This is a genomic window from Candidatus Enterococcus murrayae (assembly GCF_017315985.1).
Lineage (GTDB): Bacteria > Bacillota > Bacilli > Lactobacillales > Enterococcaceae > Enterococcus_A > Enterococcus_A murrayae.
On record NZ_JAFLVR010000056.1, the window covers coordinates 44,508 to 66,595 of the forward strand.

Here is a 22,088-nt window from a genome sequence, read left to right on the forward strand (position 1 = left end):
TGATGAATATAAGAGATAGTGAGGCGGTCAGCCCGGCAAAATGAATAAGGAGGTGTGAAAATGGATAAGAGTATGCGGCGCCGAAATCAATTACTTTCACTATTGGTTTCTGAAAACGATTACAAAACAACGAATTATTTCAGTGAGAAGCTAGAGGTCTCAACAAGAACCATTTTGAATGATGTCAATTTTTTGAATAAGGAATTGGTAAAGAAAGAGATAGAGATCGTCAAGGTCCCGCGGCATGGGATCAAATTAGTTGGAACTGAGGGGAATGTCAGTCAAATCACGGATTTCTCAGTGGAGAGCGACACGGATATTTATGATGTCTTGGGACGAAGAGAAGCCGTTTTTCGACAATTATTCATAAATCCTGAAGGGCAATTGCTAGAAGCATTGGAACGGGACTTTTTCATTTCTGATTCGACCCTAAAAAAAGATTTAGATTATCTGCAGCGGTATCTGCGTCGTTTTGAAGTTAAGATTTGCCAAAGCCGGCGCAAGGTGACACTCAAGGGAACAGAGGCTGACATTCAACAGTCCTATCAAAATTTCTTGATGACAAAATTTCCCGATGCCCTGCTTGTCAATAATGATGAGCTGCTGGTGCAATTGAGCAATTATTTTCCAGAAACACGAATCCAGCTAGTTAAGGATACACTGGAGAAGTTTTCAGACATGTTTTACAGCGATATTTCAAACAAGTATTTTTCAGCAATTTTTCTTACCTTTTTATGTTTGATTACTCGCGCAGAACAGGGCTGTCATATGACGATCGAGGAAAAGAAGAAAAACGAACTAGAAGATCTAGCCCTTTACACCCAAACATATGAAATCTGCGCCTTCATTTCTGCGAATAGTTCGATTGAGCTTTGGTATCCCGATATTTATCATTTATCCGAAACGCTGTATGCCATGAACGTAAAGCCGTATTACAAATCAACAAAAAGCTATAGCAATTGTTATCAGGAAGCTGTTGAAGAATTGATGGCTGATTTAGGCAACTTGTTAAATATTGATTTCTCTGGCGATCAGGAGCTGCATGATTCTCTGATGAGCCATATCGTTCCGATGATCTATCGTCTGCGGCGGAATATCTTGATCAAAAATCCCTTTATGGAGGAAATCAAGAACCGCTATCTATTGCTTTATTCCATGATGTGTTATGCGACAAGCAGCATTGCACAACGTTTTTCGATCGAAATTACAGGGGATGAGATTTCTTTTTTAGTGATTTATTTTCAAGTTTCTTTGGAACGAAAATATGGCGTGAGCTTCCGCAATATTTACGTGGTTCTTTCCCGAGGGCTGATCACGAGTGATTTGATTTTTACCAAAATTCGTCGAATCATTCCTCATACAGATAAGGTTATTCAGTTAACAACAAAAGAGTTTGAGCAGGTGACACTGAACTCGCGAGATGTCGTAGTGACTACAGATGCTAATTTGAAGGCAAGAAATGTCGTGTATATCTCTCCAATGATCAAGGATGAAGAAATCAGCCGCATTGTTCATACCTATTACAAACGCTACAACGCAACGGTAAAAGAAAAAACGCAGGTCCAGCATCAGTGGATCAATCCAGACCTTATTTTTCTTCAGCAGCATGTGGAAAATAAAGAGGCGTGTTTAAATTTCATGATTGACCAGTACCAGCGGCTAGGAATCGCAAAAGAAAATTTTGGTGAATCTGTTTGGGTTCGGGAGAAGTTGGGAGATACCAGCTTTTCTGTCAGTGTTGCGATTCCCCATGCGGATCCAAGTGAGGTTAATCAAACGTCGATTGGGATCATGACCTTGGATAAAAAAATAAATTGGGGGATCAATAACGTAAATGTGATACTATTTTTCGCTATTTCAGATACGGATATCGATGCAGCAAAAAGCAAAATTACGGGATTACTTGAATTTATCGAGAAGGAGGAGAACGTGGAAAAGCTGATTCAAGTAACGGATAAACAGACACTTTTGGAGTTAGTGATGGGGGAAGGGAGTGCAATTTAGGTGGCTGATTTTTGGGATGAAATGTATTTAGATGAACATTTGGTAGATTTGGAAATGGATGAGCCTGATAATTTTTCAGCACTGGCTACATTAGCGGATCGTCTTGAAAATAATCAGTGTGTGAATGAAGCGTTTGGCCTGGCGATTCAAGAGCGGGAAAAGGAATTTGCGACCGGCTTGCCCTTGGAGCACATAGGCGTTGCGATCCCGCACACAGATTCAGAATATGTTTTCAGGCAATCAATGGCGATCGGTATTTTAAAGGAGCCAGTAATGTTTGAGATGATGGGTTCACCAGAGGTTCTAGTTCCGGTAAAAATCATGTTTATGCTGGCGATCAAGGAGCCGAAAAAGCAATTGGAATTTTTACAGGCGCTGATCGATATGTTTCAAACAGATGAAAAGGTCTTAGCTATTATTCAAGCAAAAACGGCGGCGGAGGCCGTGAAAAAAATAAAACAGAATCTAAATTAAGGACGTGGAGAAAATGAAAAATATTTTACTAGCATGTGGTTCAGGAATCGCGACTTCAACAGCAGTCAATGGAAAAATCTCTAAATTATTGGATGAAAATGGGTATAAGGGAAAATATAAAATTACCCAATGCAAGATTTCCGAGGCGCCCAACAAAGCATCCAATTATGATTTTTTGATCTCTACAACAGTGATACCTAAAGATTTAGACTGTGAATCTGTATCGGGTGTGTGCTTTTTGACAGGCGTGAACACAAAACCGACGATCGATCGAATCTTAGAGCTGATGGAGAAATAAGCTATTAAAAAAATGAGTAAAGAGAGGGATTAAGCATGGATACTATTATTAAAGTGTTTCAATTTATTCAGGGATTGGGTGTATCCGTTGTAATGCCAATTGTTATTTTTATCCTTGGTTGCGCATTCCGAACAGGCGTTGGGAAAAGTCTTCGGGCAGGATTGACAGTAGGGGTAGGCTTTATTGGTTTGAACTTAGTTATCAACTCGCTATTGGGAACGAGTCTTTCACCAGCGGTACAGGCGATGGTTGATCGTTATGGCTTAAGCTTGTCGACGATCGATGTGGGCTGGCCGGCTTCAGCGGCGATCGCTATGGGATCAACAGTCGGCTTGATCATCATCCCGTTAGGCTTATTAGTAAACATTTTGATGCTGCTGACAAATACGACACAAACAGTTGATGTCGATATTTGGGATTATTGGCACTTTGCTTTTACGGGTGCTTTGGTAGCGATTGTTACGGATACCTTATGGTTAGGAATTGTTGCTGCAGTTGTGAATATGATCATTATTATGGTTCTAGGTGATGTTACAGCGCCAGAGGTGGAAAAATCGCTGGATTTACCGGGAGTCTCACTCCCGCACGGCTTTACAACGGCCTATGCGCCGATCGCGATGGTGATTAATAAGCTGATCGATATGATTCCAGGTGTAAGAGACATCGATATCAACATGGATACTGTTCAGAAAAGGTTTGGTGTCTTTGGCGAACCGATCTTAGTAGGTACGTTTTTAGGGGTTATCATTGGGATTATCGCGGGATACAACGTGACAGAAGTATTGACGCTGGGCGTTTCTCTGGGAGCTGTTTTAGTCTTGATTCCTAAAATGGCCGCGCTGTTGATGGAAGGACTGATCCCGATAAGCGACGCTGCCAGTGATTTTATTCAAAAGAGGTTCCAAAATCGTGGGAAAATCTATATTGGGCTAGATTCTGCCGTAGGTGTGGGACATCCAGTTACTTTGGCTATTTCCTTCATCTTAGTTCCATTATTGATTTTCTTGGCAGTGGTGTTGCCGGGGAACACAGTAATGCCGTTTGCTGATTTAGCAGTTATTCCGTGGATGTTCGTACTGATTACGCCGATCGTAAAAGAGAATGGCTTCAGAGGTCTGATTGTCGGTTTAATCGTCTTAGTTTTCGGTCTGTGGATCGCAACGGACTTGGCACCGATGATCACTACAGCTGCCAACAATGTAAACTTCCAAATGCCGGAAGGTGCATCGCAGATTTCATCGATTTGTGATGGTGCGAATCCACTAACATGGGCAATCGTCCGATTGAATGGCTTTGGCTATATCGGTACTGGAATTGGAGCCGTTGTCGCTGTAGCCATGGCGATTTGGAATCGCAACCGGATTAAAAAGGAAGCCGCTCAGCTTCATGACGAAGGAGAAGTTGCTTAATTGTTATAGAGGAGGAAGAACGAATGAAACGGTTCGAATACGATAATACATTGTATTTTATGGATGTCCTAGTTACAGGAGTAGTCTCATTGATCGTTTTCCTCATTGCGATCAGTTCAATTATAGCTAATTGGATGCCTGCCTTGATGGGCTTAGTTAGCATCGTTGCTTTCTATAGTTTTTGGAATGCCCTTGTTGCAAGAGTCACACCAAAGGAAGTAGATGTAACAGGAGATAGGTTGCGTTTACGTTCTTTTAAGCGGACCGATGATTATAGTCTCACGCAATTAAAAAGCTTTAAGATCCGGGAATTTCCGACCGCAGGAAAAATGTATCTGCGGATGGATGGCGGCGGGATATTAAAAGGCCGCTATTGGTTGAATACAAAAAATTATAATGATGGTCAAGAGCTGTTCCGGTTGTTGCTGGATCTGGAATATGAAAAGCATCCGGAATCACTGAAGGCTCGTGCTAGAAGAGTGAACACTGAGTATAATGCTCGTGCAAAAAAGAAAAAAGAGGCCAGCGGATGTTAGAAAAAGAAAAAGCAGAAATAATCGCAGCGGGAATAAAACTGGATCGCTATGGATTAATCTCATTGTCCGGCGGAAATGTGAGCATGCGAGTGGATCAGGAGACAATACTGGTCACTCCCAGCGGAATGATGTATGAAGAAATGGTTCTAGAGGATGTCCTCGTGATGACTCTTGAAGGAAAAATAATCGAAGGTACACGTCGTCCAAGTGTTGATACGATCGCGATTCGTTATATTTTTCAGCAGTTACCAACTGTTAACGCAGTCATTCATACCCATCAGCCATATGCCACAGGGATTGGTTTGGTGACTGATCGGATCGATTGTGATGTTACCACACTTGCTAATACGGCAAAGGGACCGGTCAATGTAGCTCCATACAGCTCAGCAGCCAGCATCGACATGGGCTATGCAGTCGTTGACCATATTGGCAATCAATTAGCAGTCGTATTAAAAAACCATGGTGTCGTAACGGTGGGTAAAAATCTAAAAGAAGCATTGTATGCTGCTGTTTATCTAGAAGAGGCTGCTAAAACATTATTTGTCGCTCATTCCTATGGCGGTGAGATCGCTAAACTAAGTGATGAGCAGATTCAAACTGCTGTTGAAGTATTCAAGGATTATGGACAGAGCCAGCATTGAAGTAAGTTCAACTTACGAATAGTTTCTGTGACAAGCGAAGCGAGCGTGTGACTTAACTGTCTGCCATTTTTAGGCAGACAGTTTTTATTTTGCAGTGTTGAAGAAAGGGTTGTACGCCGATTATTCCGGTTTCAGCAGGACTTTCAGCTCTTCACCGCTCATTGCTAAGCGGAAGGCTTCCTCCCACTGAGTTAACGGAAGAATGTTTGTGATTACAGGAGATAAGTCGATATTAGAGGTTTGCAGCCATTCGATCGTTTTAAGCCATGAGCTGGTTTTTTGAGTTCGCGATCCGATGAGCTGGATCTCTTTGTTTAGGAGCAGGCTCATATCAACAGGAACAGGATTTTTTGCGAATAAACCTTCCTGAATAACAGTTCCCTTCTTTTTAACAATCTCTAGTGCTTGCTGCAGCGCTTGCGGACTGCCGGAGCATTCAAAAACTTGATCGAAGCCCAATTGTTCCGTCCGCTCAGCGAGGAAAGAGTCCCAATCAATTGTTTGGCTGTCGACGGTGAGAGAGAGACCGAGTTCTTTGGCCTTGGCTAAACGATAGGCATCTTTTGATATACCAATAAGTGTTACATCTGCCTTCAATGATTTTGCGACTAACGCCAGTAAAACACCAATCGGACCAGGACCAAATACCGCGATTTTTTCGTTGGGATGGATATGTGTCTTTTCCATTACGGCGTGGACACAGCAAGCAAGGGGTTCGATCAAAGCAGCAGTCTCATTTGAAATCCTTTCTGGCAGCTTATGACAGCGTTCTGCTTTGGCTAAAACAAAGGTTGCGAAGCTTCCATCGACCTGAGTGCCCAGCCCTTTTCGTTGGCTGCATAGGTTGAATTCCTGTGCGGAACAGTGGACGCATTTTTCACAAACTTCATAGGTTGTTTCACTAACAACTCGATCTCCGACAGTGAGAGTTGTTACTTTATCCCCTATTTCATGAACTATACCAATGAACTCATGACCAAGTGTCAATGGTATTTTTTTGTTATATTCTCCCTTAAAGGCATGAATATCAGACCCGCAAATACCGCTGAACACGACTTTGATTAATACGTCATCATTTTTAGGTGATGGCTTATCAAAATCACATAATTCCATATTGCCAAAACCGTCCTTCATTTTTCTTAGTGCTTTCAATGTAATACCCTCCTTAATCAATCCCTTTATTAAATTTGTTATTAAAAAATAGAGTTTTTTTAGTATGCCAAGCGTAGCATAGAAGCTTCCTGACTATCTATCACAATTCTTTTGAGAAATGAACAAAAAGGATTGGTCTTGTGAAATAATAGAGGGGAGATACAATTAAATGTGTAGAGGTGATAGTGATGAACAGAAGGATCAATAAAATTTTATTGGATATTTTGCATGAAAAAGAAGATTCATTGGCCAATTATGCAAAATTGTTTAAGGTCTCCGAACAAACGATTCGTAATGACGTCAAAGAAATCAACTTTCAATTGGAAAGCAGTGACGGAAATAAAGGCATCTATCTAGAAGATGGGTATTTACAAATACCGAAGGAGGTCGATCTAAAGGAACTGTTTAAAACCTATGCATCATTTCAACACTATCATTTAACCCTCGACGAACGCCGAACCATTCTCGCTTTACTTCTGATAACTAGTCATGATTATGTGACAACCTACTATCTCTCTGAATACCTCTTAGTCAGCCGTAATACATTGGTTAGTGATATCGAGGCGTTAAAAAAGTGGTTTGCGAAGAACGATCTGATTCTGTTATCCCACATTGGGAAAGGGTACAAAGTTGCCGGAGATGAAATAAGGATTCGAAAGGCAATGACTAAGCTAATTATTTTCAACGGGTTGTTTGATTACGGTTATGATTATGCCTTAGGATGGGAAAATAATATCTTTCAAAATTTGCTGCTGGATATTATTGATTCAGATAATCGCTACCAAACAGTCAGTCAGCTGCTGATGGAGGCTGAAAAGGAAGAACACTTGCAATTGTCCGATTTTTCTTATCAGGAGATGATCTGCTACTTGATCATTTTGATTGAGCGCATCAAGTTTAGTCATTATATTGAAGCCTCTGAAGACCTAGATGAAATGCTTGAGAGCTCCAAATCCAGCTTTGCCAAGACGATCATCAAAAAAATCGAGGAAGCCTACTCCATTGTAGCTGCGGAGGGAGAATTGGGTTATCTGATCTCCATTTTACGCAGGAAAAGTTATATCAAAAATAATGGACGTAAAATCGATTCGATTGAAATTCAAATCTTGATCAATGAGTTTATCTTTAATTTAGCGAAGGAGATGGATATCAAATATTACTTGAACAGCGATCTGTTTGATCTGCTGGAAAATCATTTAAAGCTGTTGATTTATCGACTTTCTCTAAAGGATAGCGTGGTAAATGTGTTGTTTGATGAAATTTATCAGTCTTATCCGGAGATGTTTGAAATTGTAAAACGAAACTTGCGAAAGATCGAAAGCTATTTGGAGGTTGATATCCAACAGAACGAGCTGTCTTTTATCGTTATGTATGCAATGGCCATTCTAGAAAATAGTAATAATACTCATTCAAAAGGTCAGATACGATTACGCATTGTTTGTAACTCCGGCAGTGGGACAGCCCAATTGATTAAAGTAAAGCTGCTTTCGGCATTTCCGCAGATTTCGGTAATCTCTGTTGACTCTTCTCATGCGCTGCAAAAGATTCGGCCGGATGATCAAGACTTAATCGTCAGTACGGTTCCTTTAAATTTTGACCAATCACCAGTTGTTTTAGTGAATCCGATTCTGACAGAGCAGGATATTGTTCGAATTCAAAAAGCATTGTATAAGATCAAGCCACGTCATTTCATTGATCAAGATTACTTGATTACCAAAGAAGAGGCGATGATTGAAAATTTCTTGCCGATCATTCAGAAATACATTGATGTGGGCGAATATCAAAATTTTTTAAGTGATATTGAATCCTTTAATCGCCTGAATGAGCGCTTGTCAGCAGAGACACAAGAGGTTAGCCGTTTGACATCGATAGTGACTATCGAGCGAATTAAACTGGACTGTCCATGTGACGATTGGCAATCAGCGATCGAAGCAGCGGGGCAATTATTGCTGGCAGATGACTTGATTACAGCGGATTACATTCAAGGGATGATTCAAATGGTCGTCGAAAATGATTCATACATCGTTATTTCTCCGGGAGTCGCTATCCCGCATGCAGAATTTTCTCATGGGGCAAAGAAGATCGGCGCAAGCTTTGTTCGTTTAAAGGAGCCGATAAACTTTAATCATCAGAAAAATGATCCAGTAAAATATGTAATCGCTTTCTCTTTGCCGGAAGGTGTTTCCATCGGAACCTGTCTTTATTATTTTACTGAAATCTTAGCAACGGAGAATTTTTTGGAAATAATGGATCAGTGTCGTTGTGAACAAGAGGTAATGGTCCAGTTAAGAAAACTAGAAGATAAAGTGATGGGGTTTCCTTATGAATAAACTATTAAGTAATGAAAATCAGAAGTTTCTGTACTATGCATTTGATGAAAAGGAGCAGGAGGCACTGCTTGCTAATATGAGTGAGGTTTTGATTGATGCAGGCTTTGTACATGAGAGCTACAAAGAGGCTGTGATTGAGCGGGAACGGGTCTTTCCCACAGGATTACCAACGCAGGGGATCAATGTGGCTATTCCTCATACAGATTCGATCCATGTAAAAAAGGAAGGTTTTTTAGTAGGCGTGTTAGAGCAGCCAGTCACGTTTGAAATGATGGCAAGCAAGGATGTTTATCTAGAGGTAGAACTTATTTTTATGTTGGCGATCAAACAGCCGGAAGATCAATTGGTGATGCTGCAAAAGCTCATGTTGTTGTGTCAGGATGAAAAAAATCTACAGCTACTAAAATCAAAAGAGCAGGTTGTTGAGGTTGAGCGATTATTGAAAACGATCCAGTAATGGTGTTCGTTTGCTAGTTTTACTTTTTGCTTCAGCAGATTAGTAAAACGCTGTATGGCTTGACTGCAAAAGCTTTTCCATTTTATGGAAAAGCGATTCATTCAAAGGAGAAGGAGAAAAAACTATGTTAGATATACTTAAAGCAGGGGTAAATTATATCTTAGATTTAGGTGCAGCGGCGATGCTGCCCATCATTTTGACTGTCTTTGGCTTGGTTTTAGGGCAAAAGCTGAGTAAATCTTTTCGTGCCGGTTTAACTGTCGGGATCGGTTTTACTGGGTTGAATCTAGTGATTGGATTGCTTTCGGATTCTATCGGGGCATCCTCCCAAGCGATGATCGAACGGTTAGGGTTACAATTGGATATTTTAGATGTGGGGTGGCCGATTGGAGCCGCAATCACATTCGCAACGCCGATCGCAGTTATTTTGATTCCAGTCATTTTTATTTTTAATATGATCTTGCTGCGATTTAATTTAACAAAAACGATGGATGTGGATTTATGGAATTATTGGCATCTGATTTTCCCGGGGGCAATGATTTATTATGCGACAAACTCAATTTGGATCGCTATTATTTGTTCTCTGATCAATACGTTCGTTATTTTCAAGCTAGCCGATTGGACGGCTCCAGCAGTCGAGCATTTCTTTGGACTGCCGGGGATTTCACTGCCCCATGGAGAGACAGTGAACTTTGCGCCACTGACCTACGCGTTGAATCGTGTGTGGGATAAAATTCCAGGTATTAACAAAATTGATATCAATGCAAAAAATCTAAAGGAGCGCTTGGGGATTTTTGGCGAACCAATGATGATCGGGCTGGTTTTAGGAGTTGGAATGGGCTTATTGGCAGGCTATGATTCTCAGGCAATTATTCAATTAGGTGTTCAAACCTCAGCGGTCATGATTTTAATGCCGAGAATGGTGGCCTTATTGATGGAAGGGCTGTCACCAATTGCAGAAGGAGCCAAGGCGTTTATTCAAAAACGTTTCCCTGGAAAAGAAGTGTACATCGGATTAGACGCGGCTGTTGTAACGGCACATCCAGCCATTATCACAGTAGCCTTGTTGATGGTCCCAATTACGATCCTGCTGGCAGCTGTCTTGCCATTTAACCGTCTGCTGCCTTTTGCTGATTTAGCGGTGCTGCCGTTCACGGTTATTTGGTCAGTCGCAGCATCGAAGGGCAATATTTTCAGAGGCTTGTTAAACTCGATCGTATCGATTTGTATCGTATTCTTCATTGCGACGAACTTAGGCGCATTGACTACAACGATGGCGCATGCAGTAGGCTTTGCTTTCCCAGAAGGGGCGACGATGATCTCAGGAATTGATATGAGCTCTCACATCACCTTATGGATCATGCTGAAATTGATTGATCCATCGAACCTGCCAGCCTTCATGGCAGGAGTCATAGCTTTAGTGATGTATGGCGCATTGTGGTTCTGGACACGAAATGACATCAAAAAACAATATGGATTACCAACTGGAAAAGATGATCCAAATAATACAGTCAAGGGAGCTGGAACGAATGAATAAAAAGCATATTTTGATCGCCTGCGGTACAGGAGTGGCGACCTCAACCGTCGTTTGTATGCGGGTAAAAGAAGAGCTGGAGAAAAACAATATCCCGGCAACCGTTGAACAATGTAAGGTTGCTGAATTACCTTCGAAAATCAGCGGTGCTGATCTGGTGGTGACTACGACCGCTTATGAAAGCGAGGATATTCCGGTAATCCGAGCACTATCGTTTTTAACAGGTGTCGGTATTGAAGCGGATGTGCAAAAGATTATTGATATTTTAAGCTAAAGGAAGTCAGTTCCATTTTTGCAGTTTTATTGCGAGGAAATAAATCAGTCGATTTGAAGAACGGGTTTATTTTCTACAGAGAAAAAATAAAAGCACTAAAAGGAAAAAGGAGCGGGCACATGAAGGGAAAAGTTGCGGTAGTCACTGGAGCCGCTAAAGGAATCGGAAAAGCCATTGCACGCAAGTTTGCAGAAGCTGGTGCACATACAGTAATTTTGGATTTTGATCAGAACAATGGGGAAGAGACTGCGGCGGAATTTTCTCGCGACTATTCAGAATCACTCTTTATTAAAACAGATGTTTCTGATCCAGAGTCGTTAAGGAAAGCCAGCGATCAAGTATTGGCGTATTTTAAGCGGGTAGATATTTTGGTGATCAATGCGGGAATCAGCTACCTGCATTCAATTGATGAAATTTCGATTGAAGAGTGGCAACGTGTACTGCGCATCAATTTAGACGGTTCTTTCTATACGTTGAAGGCATTTTGCGATCATTTTGTAGATAATGTCGGAAAAGTGATCTTTATCACTTCCGGCTCAGCGATTACAGGAACCGGCGGCGGTATGCACTATGCCTCTTCAAAAGCGGGTCAACACGGCTTGATGCGGGCAGCTTCGAAAGAATTCGGACCTAGAGGGATCAACGTCAATGCGATCGCTCCGCGGGTAATTCAGACGGATATATTAGATACTCTTTATCCTGACGATGCCAGTCGAGAGGAGCTGCTGAAAAAGATCCCGCTTCGGCGAATTGGCCAACCAGAAGATATCGCGAACCTGGCATTGTTTTTAGCAAGTCCAGAAAGTTCTTATATTCATGGGCAAATTATGTTAGCAGATGGTGGAAGAACCTATTAAAGGAGAGCATATGAAAAAAATTTTAGTCGTTGCCGGAACGTCCGATAATAAACGAAACTTTGCGGTGAACTACATTAGCGAGTTTATGCAAGATAAAGGAATGGACGTCGAGGTTGCTGGAGAAAGTATTTATGATGTAACAGAAATAGCGGCAGACATTTCAGCAATCGTCGCCATTGGTCAGCCCCAATTTCATACGACTGTCCCAATCATTGATGGGACTCCTTTTATCACGAAGTTCAATATGGACAGCTGCTGTCAGCAACTAATGGAGCAACTGTAAAAAGCAATTTGAAGGACGACAGCTGTGTTCACTTTGTTCTTTCATGATTAATGATGAAAAAAGGATGTCTTTAAACGGGTAGTGGAATTTATTATGATGAAGATGAGAAGTAGGGAGGCGCTGTGGCGTAAAGCTTTTAGTAAACACTGATTGTTTGCCGGAAAACTAGCTGAAAGTCAGCCGTACTGCATCGATAATGCGTTCAATGAACGAAAAGTTAGTTATGCTCCGGCTTCTATCGTGAATGAGAATGAAATTGGAAAAGTCATAGTGAAAATCCTCCTTATTGGTTTATTCGTGAGAGCCCAATAATAACTGATTTTTACTATGACGTTTTTTTTGCTTGAATGATCACTGACAGTACGAGAATGTGAATTCCAGTAACATTTGTTACGAAAATCGCGTCGTTGGAACATCCGATAAAGATGAGCTTGTGAAAAAAATCATTTAGAGAAAGCGTTGACACTTCCATCGAACCCTCTTATGATGACAGTGTAACATATGTTAAATATAAGAACATATGGTAAAAGACGCGTTTAGTCCAAAAATTCGCTGTAGGATGTTCGTTTTATTAAATGCGACAGCAGGTTAGTGAAACGGTATGTGTAGTTAAGATCGAACTGGGAGGAAATGAGATGAGTTATTCCGACGATGCACGATTACTGACGGAGATTGCTTCAATGTACTACGAAGAAGGCGCCAAACAATCAGAAGTAGCAAAAAAATTCAATATTAGCCGTTCGTTAGTTTCTAAGTATTTAGCCAAAGCACGTTCCTTGGGATTAGTGGAAATTATCATTCATGATGATCTAGTTCATCCTTATCGGTTATTAGAAGAAAAACTGGTGGAGAAATATGGATTGACTGAGGTGATCTGTATTGCACCAGCAGCCGCTGAAATGCTGAATAAACGAATCGGCATTGCGACGGGAAAGTACTTGACTCGAATTTTGAAGGGTGATGAAACAGTAGGCGTATCGGCAGGGATGGTCGTCCACGAAGCAGCACAAAATTTTTTACCGAAAAATCAAATGGAGAATGTCCGGTTCATTCCGCTAGTCGGCGGCTTAGGACAAGAGCATACGGCGCTGCAGGCCAATGTGGTCTGTGAGATTTTTGCCCGCAAAAGCGGCGGCTCTGTATTAGAACTGCATGCACCGATCACGGTGGATTCCGCAGAAGCCAAAAAAGTCTTTATGGCACAATCCTTTATCAAAAATGTTTTTGATAAGGGGAAGAAAGCCGATATTGCATTAGTCGGAATCGGCGGCTTGCCAGCCTATTCCACAATGACCAAAGCCTATTTGCCGAATGAAGAGGTTCCACTAAGAAAGGAATTAACTGCTGGCAATGTGTCAGGAGATATTTGTTACAACTTTATCGACGAGGAGGGCGAATTAACAGAATGTACTTGGAATGATCAAGTTTTGGCGATTAGTTTGGCGGAGCTCAAACAGATACCAAAGCGTATCGGAGTATCCGGAGGCAAAGAGAAAGTCAGCGGAATACGTGCCGCATTAAAAGGAAAATTGGTCAATGTTTTGATTACTGATGAAGAGACAGCTAAAACGTTATTAGATGAAGATAAATAAAAATGGAGGCGCATAAATGATGGCAGCAACGAAAAACATCTCGATTCCGAATCGAGCAGGTTTGACGGATGAGAATTTGGTAGAGCTTTATCGCAGAATGTGGGAGATTCGATTCTTCGATGAGAAGGTGGATCAGTTATTTGCGAAGGGCTTGATCCATGGAACGACTCACTTAGCGGTGGGACAAGAGGCGACAGCGGCAGGCAGCGGAGCTGTTTTACGTAAAACAGATTGGATCACTGCCACACACCGAGGTCATGGTCAAACGATTGCTAAAGGGACGAATATCAATGAAATGATGGCGGAATTATTTGGTCGTACGACGGGAACGAACAACGGAAAAGGCGGTTCGATGCACATTGCCGACCTTGATACGGGAAATCTTGGCGCTAATGGAATCGTAGGCGGAGGCTTTCCAATCGCAACTGGTGCGGCACTAACCTCAAAATTGAAAAAAAATGATACGGTCGCGTTGGCCTATGCCGGAGATGGTTCGACAAATGAAGGCAGCTTCCATGAATCATTGAACCTAGCTTCTATTTGGAATTTGCCGGTTGTCTTCTTTATTGAGAACAATCAATACGGAATGAGCGGCCCATTTAAAACGATGATGAATGTCGATCGTTTATCTGAGCGGGCAAAAGCTTATGGTATCGAAGGGATTACGATCGAAGGAAATGACGTCATCGAAGTAATCAATACGACTTATGATGCGGTAGAGAAAGCACGACGCGGCGAGGGTCCAACCTTGATTGAAGCAATGACCTATCGATGGAAGGGCCATTCAAAATCAGATGCGAAGAAATACCGCACGAAGGAAGAAGAAGAGGACTGGCGCAAGAATCACGATCCAATCAAATTGGCCCGTGAAAAATTTGTAGCGGCAGGAATTTTTACAGAAGAAGCGGAAGAAATCAGATTAGCAGCCAAACAGGCAATTGAAGATGCAGTTACCTTTGCGGAAGAAAGCCCAATGCCAGCGCTCGAAAGCATGTACGAAGACGTTTATTCAGACTAGAGCAGAAATAGGATGATATACGAGCAGAGAATCAAATTTATTTTTCGGTTTTTGAAAAATAATTACTTTAAAACGAAGTAGGAGGAAGCAGAAAATGAGAGAAATCACGTACGCGGAAGCAGTCAGAGAAGCAATGTCTGAAGCGATGCGAGAAGATGAAGATATTTTCATGTTAGGTGAAGACATCGGTGTTTATGGTGGCGCTTTCGGTGTGAGCCGCGGCATGGTGGAAGAATTTGGTGAAGAACGGATTCGTTCAACGCCAATCTCAGAATCAGTGATCGCTGGAGCTGCTGTTGGATCAGCCATGACTGGGATGCGTCCGATTTTTGAAATCCAGTTTTCGGATTTCATTACAATCGCCTTGGATCAAATTGTTAACCAAGCGGCGAAAATTCGCTACATGTATGGCGGAAAAGCGAAGATTCCGTTGGTAATGAGAACTCCCGGAGGTTCCGGAACTGGAGCCGCGGCGCAGCATTCACAAAGTTTAGAGAACTGGACAGCTCATGTTCCTGGATTGAAGGTCATCCAGCCAGCAACTGCTTATGATGCAAAAGGGCTGCTGCATGCGGCGATCGAAGATAACAATCCCGTTATGTTTTATGAACACAAGCTTTGCTACCGGACGAGCTCGGATGTGCCAGAAGGAAAATACACAATCCCGATCGGCGTGGCGGATGTTAAACGAGAAGGCACAGATATTTCCGTTGTAGCAACAGGCATCATGGTTCATAAAGCGTTAGAAGCGGCGGATATTTTAGCAGAAGAAGGCATTCAAGTCGAAGTTGTTGATCCGCGAACATTGGTCCCGTTAGATAAGCAGACGATTATTGATTCTGTTGTGAAAACAGGTAAAGCGGTCGTGGTCACTGAAGCAGTCAAGCGTAGTGGATTCAGTGCTGAATTAGCTAGTGTGATTGCTGAGGAAGAATGCTTTGATTTCTTAGACGCGCCAATCATTCGTTTGGCCGGTAAGGAAATTCCAATGCCTTATCATCCAGAGCTTGAGAAGAAAGCGGTTCCTCAAGTGGAGGATATTGTTGACGCTTGTCGTGGATTGATGGCATAGAGGGGGATAAAGATGGCGAACGAAGTATTGATGCCGAAGTTGAGTTCCACAATGGATGTGGGAACGATCACGACTTGGCTAAAAAACGAAGGGGATTCTGTAGAGATCGGGGAAGCGATTTTTGAAGTGATGACCGATAAAATCGCGATCGAAGTGGAAGCCTACGATGAAGGGATTTTACTCAAAAAATATATCGGCGACGGTGAAAGTGCACCAGTAAATTCAGTGATCGCCTACATTGGTGAAGCCGGGGAAGACGTTCCTGCGGAGATGCCGGGTGCTGGCTCTGAGACTGCTGAAGAAACAAAAGCCGAAGCAGCAGAAACAACGGAACCAGCGAAAGAAACAACGATCGTAACAACAAAAGTTCGCGCAACACCAGCGGCGCGTCGGATTGCACGAGAAAAGGGGATCGATTTGCAAAAGGTTCAGGGCTCTGGACCGAAAGGCCGCATCCAAGCACTCGATGTGAAGGAATACCAAGAACCGGCAGCAGTTGTAGCGTCAACAGCAAAAGCTGCTGAAGGTGAGCTGATTCCTTGGAGCGGCATGCGTAAAGTAATTGCAGATAAGATGTCAGAGAGCAAGCACACGATTCCGCATGTCACAATGAATGCTGAGGTTGATTTGACGAAAGTCATCGAGTTGCGGAAACAGCTGCTGCCGATGGTGGAAGAGCGTACAGACGAACGGTTATCTTTCTTAGAAATTATCGCCAAAGCAGCGATGGTAGCATTAAAGGCGTATCCAGAATTTAATGCCCATGCTTATGCTGAGGGAATTAAGCAGTTTGAACAGGTTAATCTTGGGGTGGCCGTTGCCGTTTCCGACGGTTTAATTGTCCCGGTCGTTGAGCAGGCAGATCAAAAAGGCTTGAGCGATTTGACAGCAGCAGTGAAAGCTGTGACGAAAAAAGCCCGAGATGGTCAATTGATGCCGGCAGAAATGAGCGGCGGAACCTTTACCATTAGTTCATTAGGCCGCAGCAAAGTCCAAACCTTCAATCCAATCATCAATTTACCGGAAGTAGCGATCTTAGGAGTTGGCGGAAGCTACGATAAATTAGTGGTTGAAGACACACCAGAGGGACCACAGGTGGCGACAATCACAGCGTTGAATCTATGCTTGTCCTTTGATCATCGGGTCGCTGACGGCGCACCTGCCGCAGCATTCTTAAGTATGATTGTTGACCTGCTGGAAAATCCAATGAGCTTGTTGCTGTAGGGGGCGTGGAGATGACAAAAAAAACAGAAACAGTCGTAATCGGCGCAGGTCCTGGCGGTTATGTGGCAGCAATTCGAGCCGCACAGTTAGGTCAAAAGGTGACGGTGGTAGAGGCGGAACATATCGGCGGTGTATGCTTGAATGTCGGATGTATTCCATCTAAAGCATTGATCACAGCAGGCCATCGTTATCAAGAGGCACAGCATTCTGACTTTCTAGGGTTACGTGTGAAGGAGGCTGCTTTGGATTTCACCAAAACACAGCAATGGAAAGATCAGCAAGTTGTTAAAACATTGACCTCAGGTGTAGGGATGCTTTTAAAGAAAAATGGCGTGGACGTCATCATGGGGCGTGCCAAATTTACTGGACCGCAAAGTCTGACGATCACAACCAAAACAGGGGAAGAAAAACTAGAGTTCAAGCATGCGATCGTAGCGACTGGCAGCCGGCCTATCGAAATTCCTGGTTTTGCTTTTGGCGGCCGCATAGTAGATTCTACTGGTGGGTTGAACCTGAAGGAGATTCCTAAGAAGCTGATTATTATCGGCGGCGGGATTGTTGGTTCGGAGCTTGGCGGTGCGTATCGCAATCTTGGTTCTGAGGTAACGATTATTGAAGGGGCGGAAAATATCGTTCCGAATTTTGAAAGCGACATTCAACAGCTGGTCGCAAATAAGTTCAAACAAAATGGCGTGGAAATTTATACGAATGCGAAAGCGAAAAAGGCGACGGAGACGACCGATGGTGTTGCGGTAGAGTTCGAAGTAAAAGGCAAGACCCAAACCATCGAAGCCGATTATGTAATGGTAACAGTCGGCCGCAGACCGAATACAGAAAACTTAGGCTTGGAAAAAGCTGGAGTCACTCTTACGGAAAGAAACTTGATCAAGGTGGATGAGCAGTATCGGACTTCGCAGAAAACAATTTTTGCGATTGGTGATATCGTAGAAGGCTTGGCGCTTGCTCATAAAGCCAGCTATGAAGCAAAGGTCGCGGCAGAAGTGATTAGCGGGAAGAACGTAGCGAAAGATTATCGTGCGATCCCGGCAATCTGCTTCACGGATCCAGAAGTTGCCACTGTCGGATATACATTAGCGGAAGCGAAAGCAGAAGGAATCAAAGCGCAGACAGCGAACTTCCCGATGCAAGCCAATGGGCGAGCATTATCATTAAATGCGACGGAAGGATTTGTCCGCTTAGTCTTTGAAGCAGAGACCGAACTTATTTTAGGAGCTCAAATCGTCGGAGTCAATGCCAGTGATCTAGTGGCTGAGATCACGTTGGCAATTGAATCCTATCTGACCCTGGAGGATATCTCTCTGACGATTCATGGGCATCCGACATTATCTGAAATGGTGATGGATGCTTGTGAAGTTGGATTAGGATTGCCGATTCATATGTAAATAAATAGACCTCATAAAGACGAACGAGTTGTTCGGTTTTATGAGGTCTATTTTTAATACATTACAGAGCCAACGATAATGATGATGATTTCAGCAATCAAAGTCCCCATAAATACGGTAGTGAAAGTTTGCTTAAATCCATTCTTATGGTTTAAACCCGTTAGGCTTAAGAAGGTCAGCAGCACACCGCTTTGCGGAACAATCGTTAAAATATTTGAAGCAACGGCGGCGACCCGGTGGATCATCTCGGGATTTAATCCAGTTGAAAGGTAGTATTCTGAGAAGTTGGGCATGACGATTCCCAACGCACCAGAAGAGGAACCCGTGATAGCAGACATAGCTGAGGTTAGTACAGTTAAACTAATCAGCGGGCTGCCTGGGATATTCAGGATCAAGTCAGAGAAAATTTTGAAGCCGGGTGCAATCATCACTACCGCCCCAAAGGCCACAGCTGATGCCGTTGCAAAGATTGGACCGACAGAGCCGGTAGCCCCAACACTCAGTGAACCGATTTTGTCAGGGATATAACCGTAAAAAAGAACCAGCGCTAATACGATCCCGACGAGCAGAGCTACATAGATAATATTTTTTTTGATGAAATCATTTCCTAATACACTGCCGGAGATTGCGATAACGACTAATACTGTTAACGGCATAATGCTGGCAATGAAGGCCGGCTGTTTCCGATCAGAGGTTTCCGTTTGAGCCCCCGAAGTGTAGGTAGAAAAATTTTCTCCCTTGGCTAAGCTTTTGTTCAACGTACGTTTCATGTAAAACAAGCCAAAAATGACACAGCCAATACTGCCTAAGATACTAGGGACAGCTGCCGCGGTCAGAGAAGTATCCAAGTATTGGATTGGGATGACATTTTGAATTGCCGGTGTTCCAGGCAAGACCGTCATCGTGACAGTCGCTATCCCCAGCCACAATGGGATTTGGATCAAATTCCAAGCAAGATCCATTTTTTTGAAAAGTGACTTAGCTAGCGGCAAGACTGCAAACATTACAACGAATAAGCTGATCCCGCCATAGGTTAGGATCGCACTGATGATAAAAATAGCAACGAGTACGCGATAAGGGTTATCATACCCGACCTTTTGTAAAATAAAATCAGCAATCGAAACGGTGGCATTGCTGGCTTCCATCAATTTAGCCAAAATCGAGCCGAGCAAAAAGATCGCGAAATAATTCAAAATATAGGTGGACAGCGCCCCCATATAGTTGTTGGGTTGATTTCCTAATAGAGAAGTGACAACATCCATTCGATTCAAAAGTACAACGATCAACGTGGCCAAAGGAGCTGCGATAATAATGTTGATTTCTTTTAGTGAAAAATAGATGATTGCAGCGACACCCAGCAGGACACCGATCGAACCAAGCAAACTCATGATTTTCCTCCTTCATAGAACGAGCGAAAACATTTTGGAAGCATGCTTTCGCCCGTTTGAGATTTATTGAGCGGTGTAACCGCCATCAAGTAATACAGCTTGTCCAGTAACGCCTTTTGCTTTATCACTTGCTAAGAAGGAAACATAATCAGCAATTTCTTGGACATCGATCAAACGTTTTTGCGGTACGAGCGGGTACAGAACCTCCTCTAAGACATTTTCCAACGGAATTCCCCGAGTCTTAGAAAGATCTTCAAATTGCCCGCGAACGAGCGGCGTATCTACGTAACCGGGACAAATAGCATTTACAGTAATCCCTGAATCAGCAGCCTCTAAAGCAGCAACTTTGGTTAAGCCGATGATGCCGTGCTTTGCGGAATTATAGGCAGATTTTCCAGCAAAACCGATCACGCCATTGATGGAGGCCATATTGATCACCCGGCCATGTTTTTGTTTTTTCATTGTTGGGAAAGCCCGTTTGATTGCGATAAAAGGAGCAACCAGCATAACTTTTAGCATGAATTCGAATTTTTCTGTTGGGAAATCCTCGATCATCGCTACGTGCTGCAGACCGGCATTGTTCACTAGAATATCTAAGCGGCCATATTTTTCAACCGTTTGGTCGATCGCGGCATTGATCGCCTCCTCTTTTGTTACATCACAGACGATTCCGAATGACTCATGCCCTTGCTTATTGTAGTTGGCTACTTGTTCATCCAGCTTCTCTTTATTGATATCTGAAAAGACGACGATCTTTCCTTCATTTAAAAACGTTTCTCCGATTTGTTTTCCAATACCGCTAGCGGCTCCTGTTACGAATACGACTTCTTTAGACATTTTGCATCTTCTCCTCTTGAATGTTTTTTATTAACGGCACTTCTGTTGCCGCTTGAATTTCTTCGAATGTAAAATCTGGATAAATCTCTGTGACTTCAACACCTTCTGGGGTAACTCGGAAGACTCCCATCTCGGTGATAATCAGGTCAACGATTCCTTTTGCTGTTAAAGGAAGTGTGCAGTTCTTCAAAATTTTTGGTGTTCCTTTACTTGTATGCTCCATGGCAACAATGACTTTTTTTGCTCCAGTCAGTAAATCCATCGCACCGCCCATGCCGGGAACCATTTTCCCAGGAATCAAGTAATTGGCGATGTTGCCATTTTGATCCACCTGCAAAGCACCCAAAACCGTGACATCTACATGACCACCGCGAATGATGCCAAACGAGGTACTGCTGTCAAAAAAAGCACCGCCAGGCTGGATCGACACCGGCTGTCCGCCCGCATTGACGATCGTTGGATCAATTTCTTCTGGTACTGGACCGAGACCAATGAAACCATTTTCAGATTGTAAGGTTACATGAATACCATCAGGAATGTAGTTAGCGACTTTAGTTGGGAGTCCAATTCCTAAATTGACTAATGAATGATCCGTTAGTTCTTGGGCGACTCGTCTAGCGATACGCTCTTGCATTTGATCTTTTGTTAGCATGCTGCACCTCCTTCCACGAGATAATCAACAAAGATATTTGGTGTATGAACAAAAATTGGATCGATCGTGCCAACCGGAACGACTTTGCGTGCTTCCACAATAGTCGTTGTCGCGTTAGCAGCCATAAGATGGTTAAAGTTGTTTTCGGAACCTGCGTACTGAAGGTTGCCGGATTCGTCGGCCACATCAGCAAGGATCAAAGCGACATCTGCTTTCAAAGGTTTTTCAAGCAGATAGTCACGATCATCGATGTTTAAGACAGTCTTTCCTTCTGCGACAAGGGTCCCAACGCCAGTTGGTGTCAAGAAGCCGCCCAAGCCGTAAGCGCCAGAACGGATTTGTTCGATCAGCGTTCCCTGCGGTACCAAATCAATGATTGTTTCCCCTTCATTCATTTGTCGGCCGGCTTCACGATTTAAGCCGATATGAGAGGCAATGATTTTAGCGAATTGCTTATTCACAACCATTTTCCCGACACCCTTATCAATGAATCCTGCATCGTTGCAGATCAACGTTAGATTTTTAACGCCTTTTTCAACCAAAGCATCAATCAATGCTTCTGGTGTTCCATTTGCCATAAAACCGCCGACCATCAGGACGTCGCCATCATTGACCATTTCTGCGGCTTTGCTTATATCAATTGTCTTCATCCT

22 protein-coding genes are annotated in these 22,088 nt (G+C 43.0%); 17 read left to right on the forward strand and 5 right to left on the reverse strand.

All coding sequences use genetic code 11. The features are described 5' to 3' along the window. Window positions 1–60 precede the first annotated feature (60 nt). Genes JZO85_RS18980 through JZO85_RS19005 form a run of 6 tightly spaced genes read left to right on the forward strand, consistent with a single transcriptional unit; the run spans window position 61 to window position 5,362 of the window. A complete protein-coding gene (locus tag JZO85_RS18980; RefSeq protein ID WP_207110085.1) occupies window positions 61–2,004 on the forward strand; it encodes a BglG family transcription antiterminator in 1,944 nt (647 codons plus the stop codon). After that, window positions 2,005–2,478: a PTS sugar transporter subunit IIA gene (locus tag JZO85_RS18985; RefSeq protein WP_207110086.1), complete on the forward strand. Its 474-nt coding sequence runs from the start codon at window positions 2,005–2,007 to the stop codon at window positions 2,476–2,478. It abuts the gene before it with no gap. A 13-nt stretch (window positions 2,479–2,491) separates the two neighbouring features. Next, window positions 2,492–2,776, forward strand: coding sequence for a PTS sugar transporter subunit IIB (locus tag JZO85_RS18990; protein ID WP_207110087.1), 285 nt, complete (start codon window positions 2,492–2,494; stop codon window positions 2,774–2,776). A gap of 35 nt (window positions 2,777–2,811) precedes the next feature. Continuing rightward, a complete protein-coding gene (locus tag JZO85_RS18995) occupies window positions 2,812–4,185 on the forward strand; it encodes a PTS galactitol transporter subunit IIC (RefSeq protein WP_207110088.1) in 1,374 nt (457 codons plus the stop codon). Between the two features lie 23 nt (window positions 4,186–4,208). After that, complete coding sequence (locus tag JZO85_RS19000; RefSeq protein WP_207110089.1) at window positions 4,209–4,721, forward strand: hypothetical protein; 513 nt, start codon at window positions 4,209–4,211, stop codon at window positions 4,719–4,721. Beyond that, entirely contained in the window at window positions 4,715–5,362 is a 648-nt protein-coding gene (locus JZO85_RS19005; RefSeq protein ID WP_207110090.1) for a class II aldolase/adducin family protein, read from the forward strand. The genes JZO85_RS19000 and JZO85_RS19005 overlap by 7 nt, the downstream gene beginning before the upstream one ends. 120 nt (window positions 5,363–5,482) lie before the next feature. Here JZO85_RS19005 and JZO85_RS19010 read toward each other — a convergent pair whose 3' ends face one another. Then, window positions 5,483–6,514: a zinc-binding dehydrogenase gene (locus tag JZO85_RS19010; RefSeq protein ID WP_207110091.1), complete on the reverse strand. Its 1,032-nt coding sequence runs from the start codon at window positions 6,512–6,514 to the stop codon at window positions 5,483–5,485. A 188-nt stretch (window positions 6,515–6,702) separates the two neighbouring features. On the opposite strand from JZO85_RS19010, the gene JZO85_RS19015 reads away from it, so the two are divergent. The 11 genes from JZO85_RS19015 (at window position 6,703) to lpdA (ending at window position 18,558) form a co-directional block, all read left to right on the forward strand. Next, window positions 6,703–8,844 carry a BglG family transcription antiterminator gene (locus tag JZO85_RS19015; protein WP_207110092.1) on the forward strand — a complete coding sequence of 714 codons (2,142 nt, stop codon included), beginning with the start codon at window positions 6,703–6,705 and terminating at the stop codon, window positions 8,842–8,844. After that, window positions 8,837–9,301 (forward strand): PTS sugar transporter subunit IIA, encoded by a 465-nt coding sequence (locus JZO85_RS19020; protein WP_207110093.1) that lies wholly within the window; start codon window positions 8,837–8,839, stop codon window positions 9,299–9,301. The genes JZO85_RS19015 and JZO85_RS19020 overlap by 8 nt, the downstream gene beginning before the upstream one ends. A 124-nt stretch (window positions 9,302–9,425) precedes the next feature. Beyond that, a complete protein-coding gene (locus JZO85_RS19025) occupies window positions 9,426–10,838 on the forward strand; it encodes a PTS galactitol transporter subunit IIC (protein ID WP_207110094.1) in 1,413 nt (470 codons plus the stop codon). Further along, the gene (locus JZO85_RS19030; protein WP_207110095.1) at window positions 10,831–11,109 is read left to right on the forward strand and encodes a PTS sugar transporter subunit IIB; all 279 of its coding nucleotides are present in this window, start codon (window positions 10,831–10,833) and stop codon (window positions 11,107–11,109) included. The genes JZO85_RS19025 and JZO85_RS19030 overlap by 8 nt, the downstream gene beginning before the upstream one ends. Before the next feature lie 119 nt (window positions 11,110–11,228). Next, a complete protein-coding gene (locus JZO85_RS19035) occupies window positions 11,229–11,966 on the forward strand; it encodes an SDR family NAD(P)-dependent oxidoreductase (RefSeq protein WP_207110096.1) in 738 nt (245 codons plus the stop codon). Window positions 11,967–11,976: 10 nt separating this feature from the next. Continuing rightward, window positions 11,977–12,249, forward strand: coding sequence for a PTS sugar transporter subunit IIB (locus JZO85_RS19040; RefSeq protein WP_207110097.1), 273 nt, complete (start codon window positions 11,977–11,979; stop codon window positions 12,247–12,249). 635 nt (window positions 12,250–12,884) lie between these two features. After that, on the forward strand, window positions 12,885–13,841 hold the full coding sequence (locus JZO85_RS19045; RefSeq protein WP_207110098.1) for a sugar-binding transcriptional regulator: 957 nt from the start codon (window positions 12,885–12,887) through the stop codon (window positions 13,839–13,841). Window positions 13,842–13,857: 16 nt separating this feature from the next. Continuing rightward, entirely contained in the window at window positions 13,858–14,859 is a 1,002-nt protein-coding gene (locus JZO85_RS19050; protein ID WP_207110099.1) for a thiamine pyrophosphate-dependent dehydrogenase E1 component subunit alpha, read from the forward strand. A 94-nt stretch (window positions 14,860–14,953) separates the two neighbouring features. Continuing rightward, window positions 14,954–15,931 (forward strand): alpha-ketoacid dehydrogenase subunit beta, encoded by a 978-nt coding sequence (locus JZO85_RS19055; RefSeq protein ID WP_207110100.1) that lies wholly within the window; start codon window positions 14,954–14,956, stop codon window positions 15,929–15,931. Between the two features lie 12 nt (window positions 15,932–15,943). Then, a complete protein-coding gene (locus JZO85_RS19060; protein ID WP_207110101.1) occupies window positions 15,944–17,155 on the forward strand; it encodes a dihydrolipoamide acetyltransferase family protein in 1,212 nt (403 codons plus the stop codon). A gap of 11 nt (window positions 17,156–17,166) precedes the next feature. Then, window positions 17,167–18,558, forward strand: a complete 1,392-nt coding sequence (lpdA, locus tag JZO85_RS19065) for a dihydrolipoyl dehydrogenase (RefSeq protein WP_207110102.1) — start codon at window positions 17,167–17,169, stop codon at window positions 18,556–18,558. A gap of 53 nt (window positions 18,559–18,611) precedes the next feature. Here the strand turns inward: lpdA and JZO85_RS19070 are convergent, their stop codons facing one another. From JZO85_RS19070 to JZO85_RS19085, 4 genes are all read right to left on the reverse strand, one after another. Then, on the reverse strand, window positions 18,612–19,946 hold the full coding sequence (locus tag JZO85_RS19070) for a GntP family permease (RefSeq protein WP_207110103.1): 1,335 nt from the start codon (window positions 19,944–19,946) through the stop codon (window positions 18,612–18,614). 63 nt (window positions 19,947–20,009) lie between these two features. Next, window positions 20,010–20,783, reverse strand: a complete 774-nt coding sequence (locus tag JZO85_RS19075) for a 3-hydroxybutyrate dehydrogenase (RefSeq protein ID WP_207110104.1) — start codon at window positions 20,781–20,783, stop codon at window positions 20,010–20,012. Next, window positions 20,776–21,435 (reverse strand): 3-oxoacid CoA-transferase subunit B, encoded by a 660-nt coding sequence (locus tag JZO85_RS19080; RefSeq protein WP_207110105.1) that lies wholly within the window; start codon window positions 21,433–21,435, stop codon window positions 20,776–20,778. Before JZO85_RS19080 ends, JZO85_RS19075 begins: the two co-directional genes overlap by 8 nt. Beyond that, a complete protein-coding gene (locus JZO85_RS19085; protein ID WP_207110106.1) occupies window positions 21,429–22,085 on the reverse strand; it encodes a CoA transferase subunit A in 657 nt (218 codons plus the stop codon). Before JZO85_RS19085 ends, JZO85_RS19080 begins: the two co-directional genes overlap by 7 nt. Between the last annotated feature and the right edge of the window lie 3 nt (window positions 22,086–22,088).

Bases quoted from the DNA above. Each gene is read 5' to 3' on its own strand.
- JZO85_RS19005 (WP_207110090.1), top strand. From the start codon at position 4,715: ATGTTAGAAAAAGAAAAAGCAGAAATAATCGCAGCGGGAATAAAACTG.
- JZO85_RS18980 (WP_207110085.1), top strand. From the start codon at position 61: ATGGATAAGAGTATGCGGCGCCGAAATCAATTACTTTCACTATTGGTT.
- JZO85_RS19055 (WP_207110100.1), top strand. From the start codon at position 14,954: ATGAGAGAAATCACGTACGCGGAAGCAGTCAGAGAAGCAATGTCTGAA.
- JZO85_RS19000 (WP_207110089.1), top strand. From the start codon at position 4,209: ATGAAACGGTTCGAATACGATAATACATTGTATTTTATGGATGTCCTA.
- JZO85_RS19020 (WP_207110093.1), top strand. From the start codon at position 8,837: ATGAATAAACTATTAAGTAATGAAAATCAGAAGTTTCTGTACTATGCA.
- JZO85_RS19040 (WP_207110097.1), top strand. From the start codon at position 11,977: ATGAAAAAAATTTTAGTCGTTGCCGGAACGTCCGATAATAAACGAAAC.
- JZO85_RS19030 (WP_207110095.1), top strand. From the start codon at position 10,831: ATGAATAAAAAGCATATTTTGATCGCCTGCGGTACAGGAGTGGCGACC.
- JZO85_RS19070 (WP_207110103.1), bottom strand. From the start codon at position 19,946: ATGAGTTTGCTTGGTTCGATCGGTGTCCTGCTGGGTGTCGCTGCAATC.
- JZO85_RS19075 (WP_207110104.1), bottom strand. From the start codon at position 20,783: ATGTCTAAAGAAGTCGTATTCGTAACAGGAGCCGCTAGCGGTATTGGA.
- JZO85_RS19060 (WP_207110101.1), top strand. From the start codon at position 15,944: ATGGCGAACGAAGTATTGATGCCGAAGTTGAGTTCCACAATGGATGTG.
- JZO85_RS18995 (WP_207110088.1), top strand. From the start codon at position 2,812: ATGGATACTATTATTAAAGTGTTTCAATTTATTCAGGGATTGGGTGTA.
- JZO85_RS19050 (WP_207110099.1), top strand. From the start codon at position 13,858: ATGATGGCAGCAACGAAAAACATCTCGATTCCGAATCGAGCAGGTTTG.
- JZO85_RS19045 (WP_207110098.1), top strand. From the start codon at position 12,885: ATGAGTTATTCCGACGATGCACGATTACTGACGGAGATTGCTTCAATG.
- JZO85_RS19035 (WP_207110096.1), top strand. From the start codon at position 11,229: ATGAAGGGAAAAGTTGCGGTAGTCACTGGAGCCGCTAAAGGAATCGGA.
- JZO85_RS19025 (WP_207110094.1), top strand. From the start codon at position 9,426: ATGTTAGATATACTTAAAGCAGGGGTAAATTATATCTTAGATTTAGGT.
- JZO85_RS19080 (WP_207110105.1), bottom strand. From the start codon at position 21,435: ATGCTAACAAAAGATCAAATGCAAGAGCGTATCGCTAGACGAGTCGCC.
- lpdA (WP_207110102.1), top strand. From the start codon at position 17,167: ATGACAAAAAAAACAGAAACAGTCGTAATCGGCGCAGGTCCTGGCGGT.
- JZO85_RS19015 (WP_207110092.1), top strand. From the start codon at position 6,703: ATGAACAGAAGGATCAATAAAATTTTATTGGATATTTTGCATGAAAAA.
- JZO85_RS19085 (WP_207110106.1), bottom strand. From the start codon at position 22,085: ATGAAGACAATTGATATAAGCAAAGCCGCAGAAATGGTCAATGATGGC.
- JZO85_RS18990 (WP_207110087.1), top strand. From the start codon at position 2,492: ATGAAAAATATTTTACTAGCATGTGGTTCAGGAATCGCGACTTCAACA.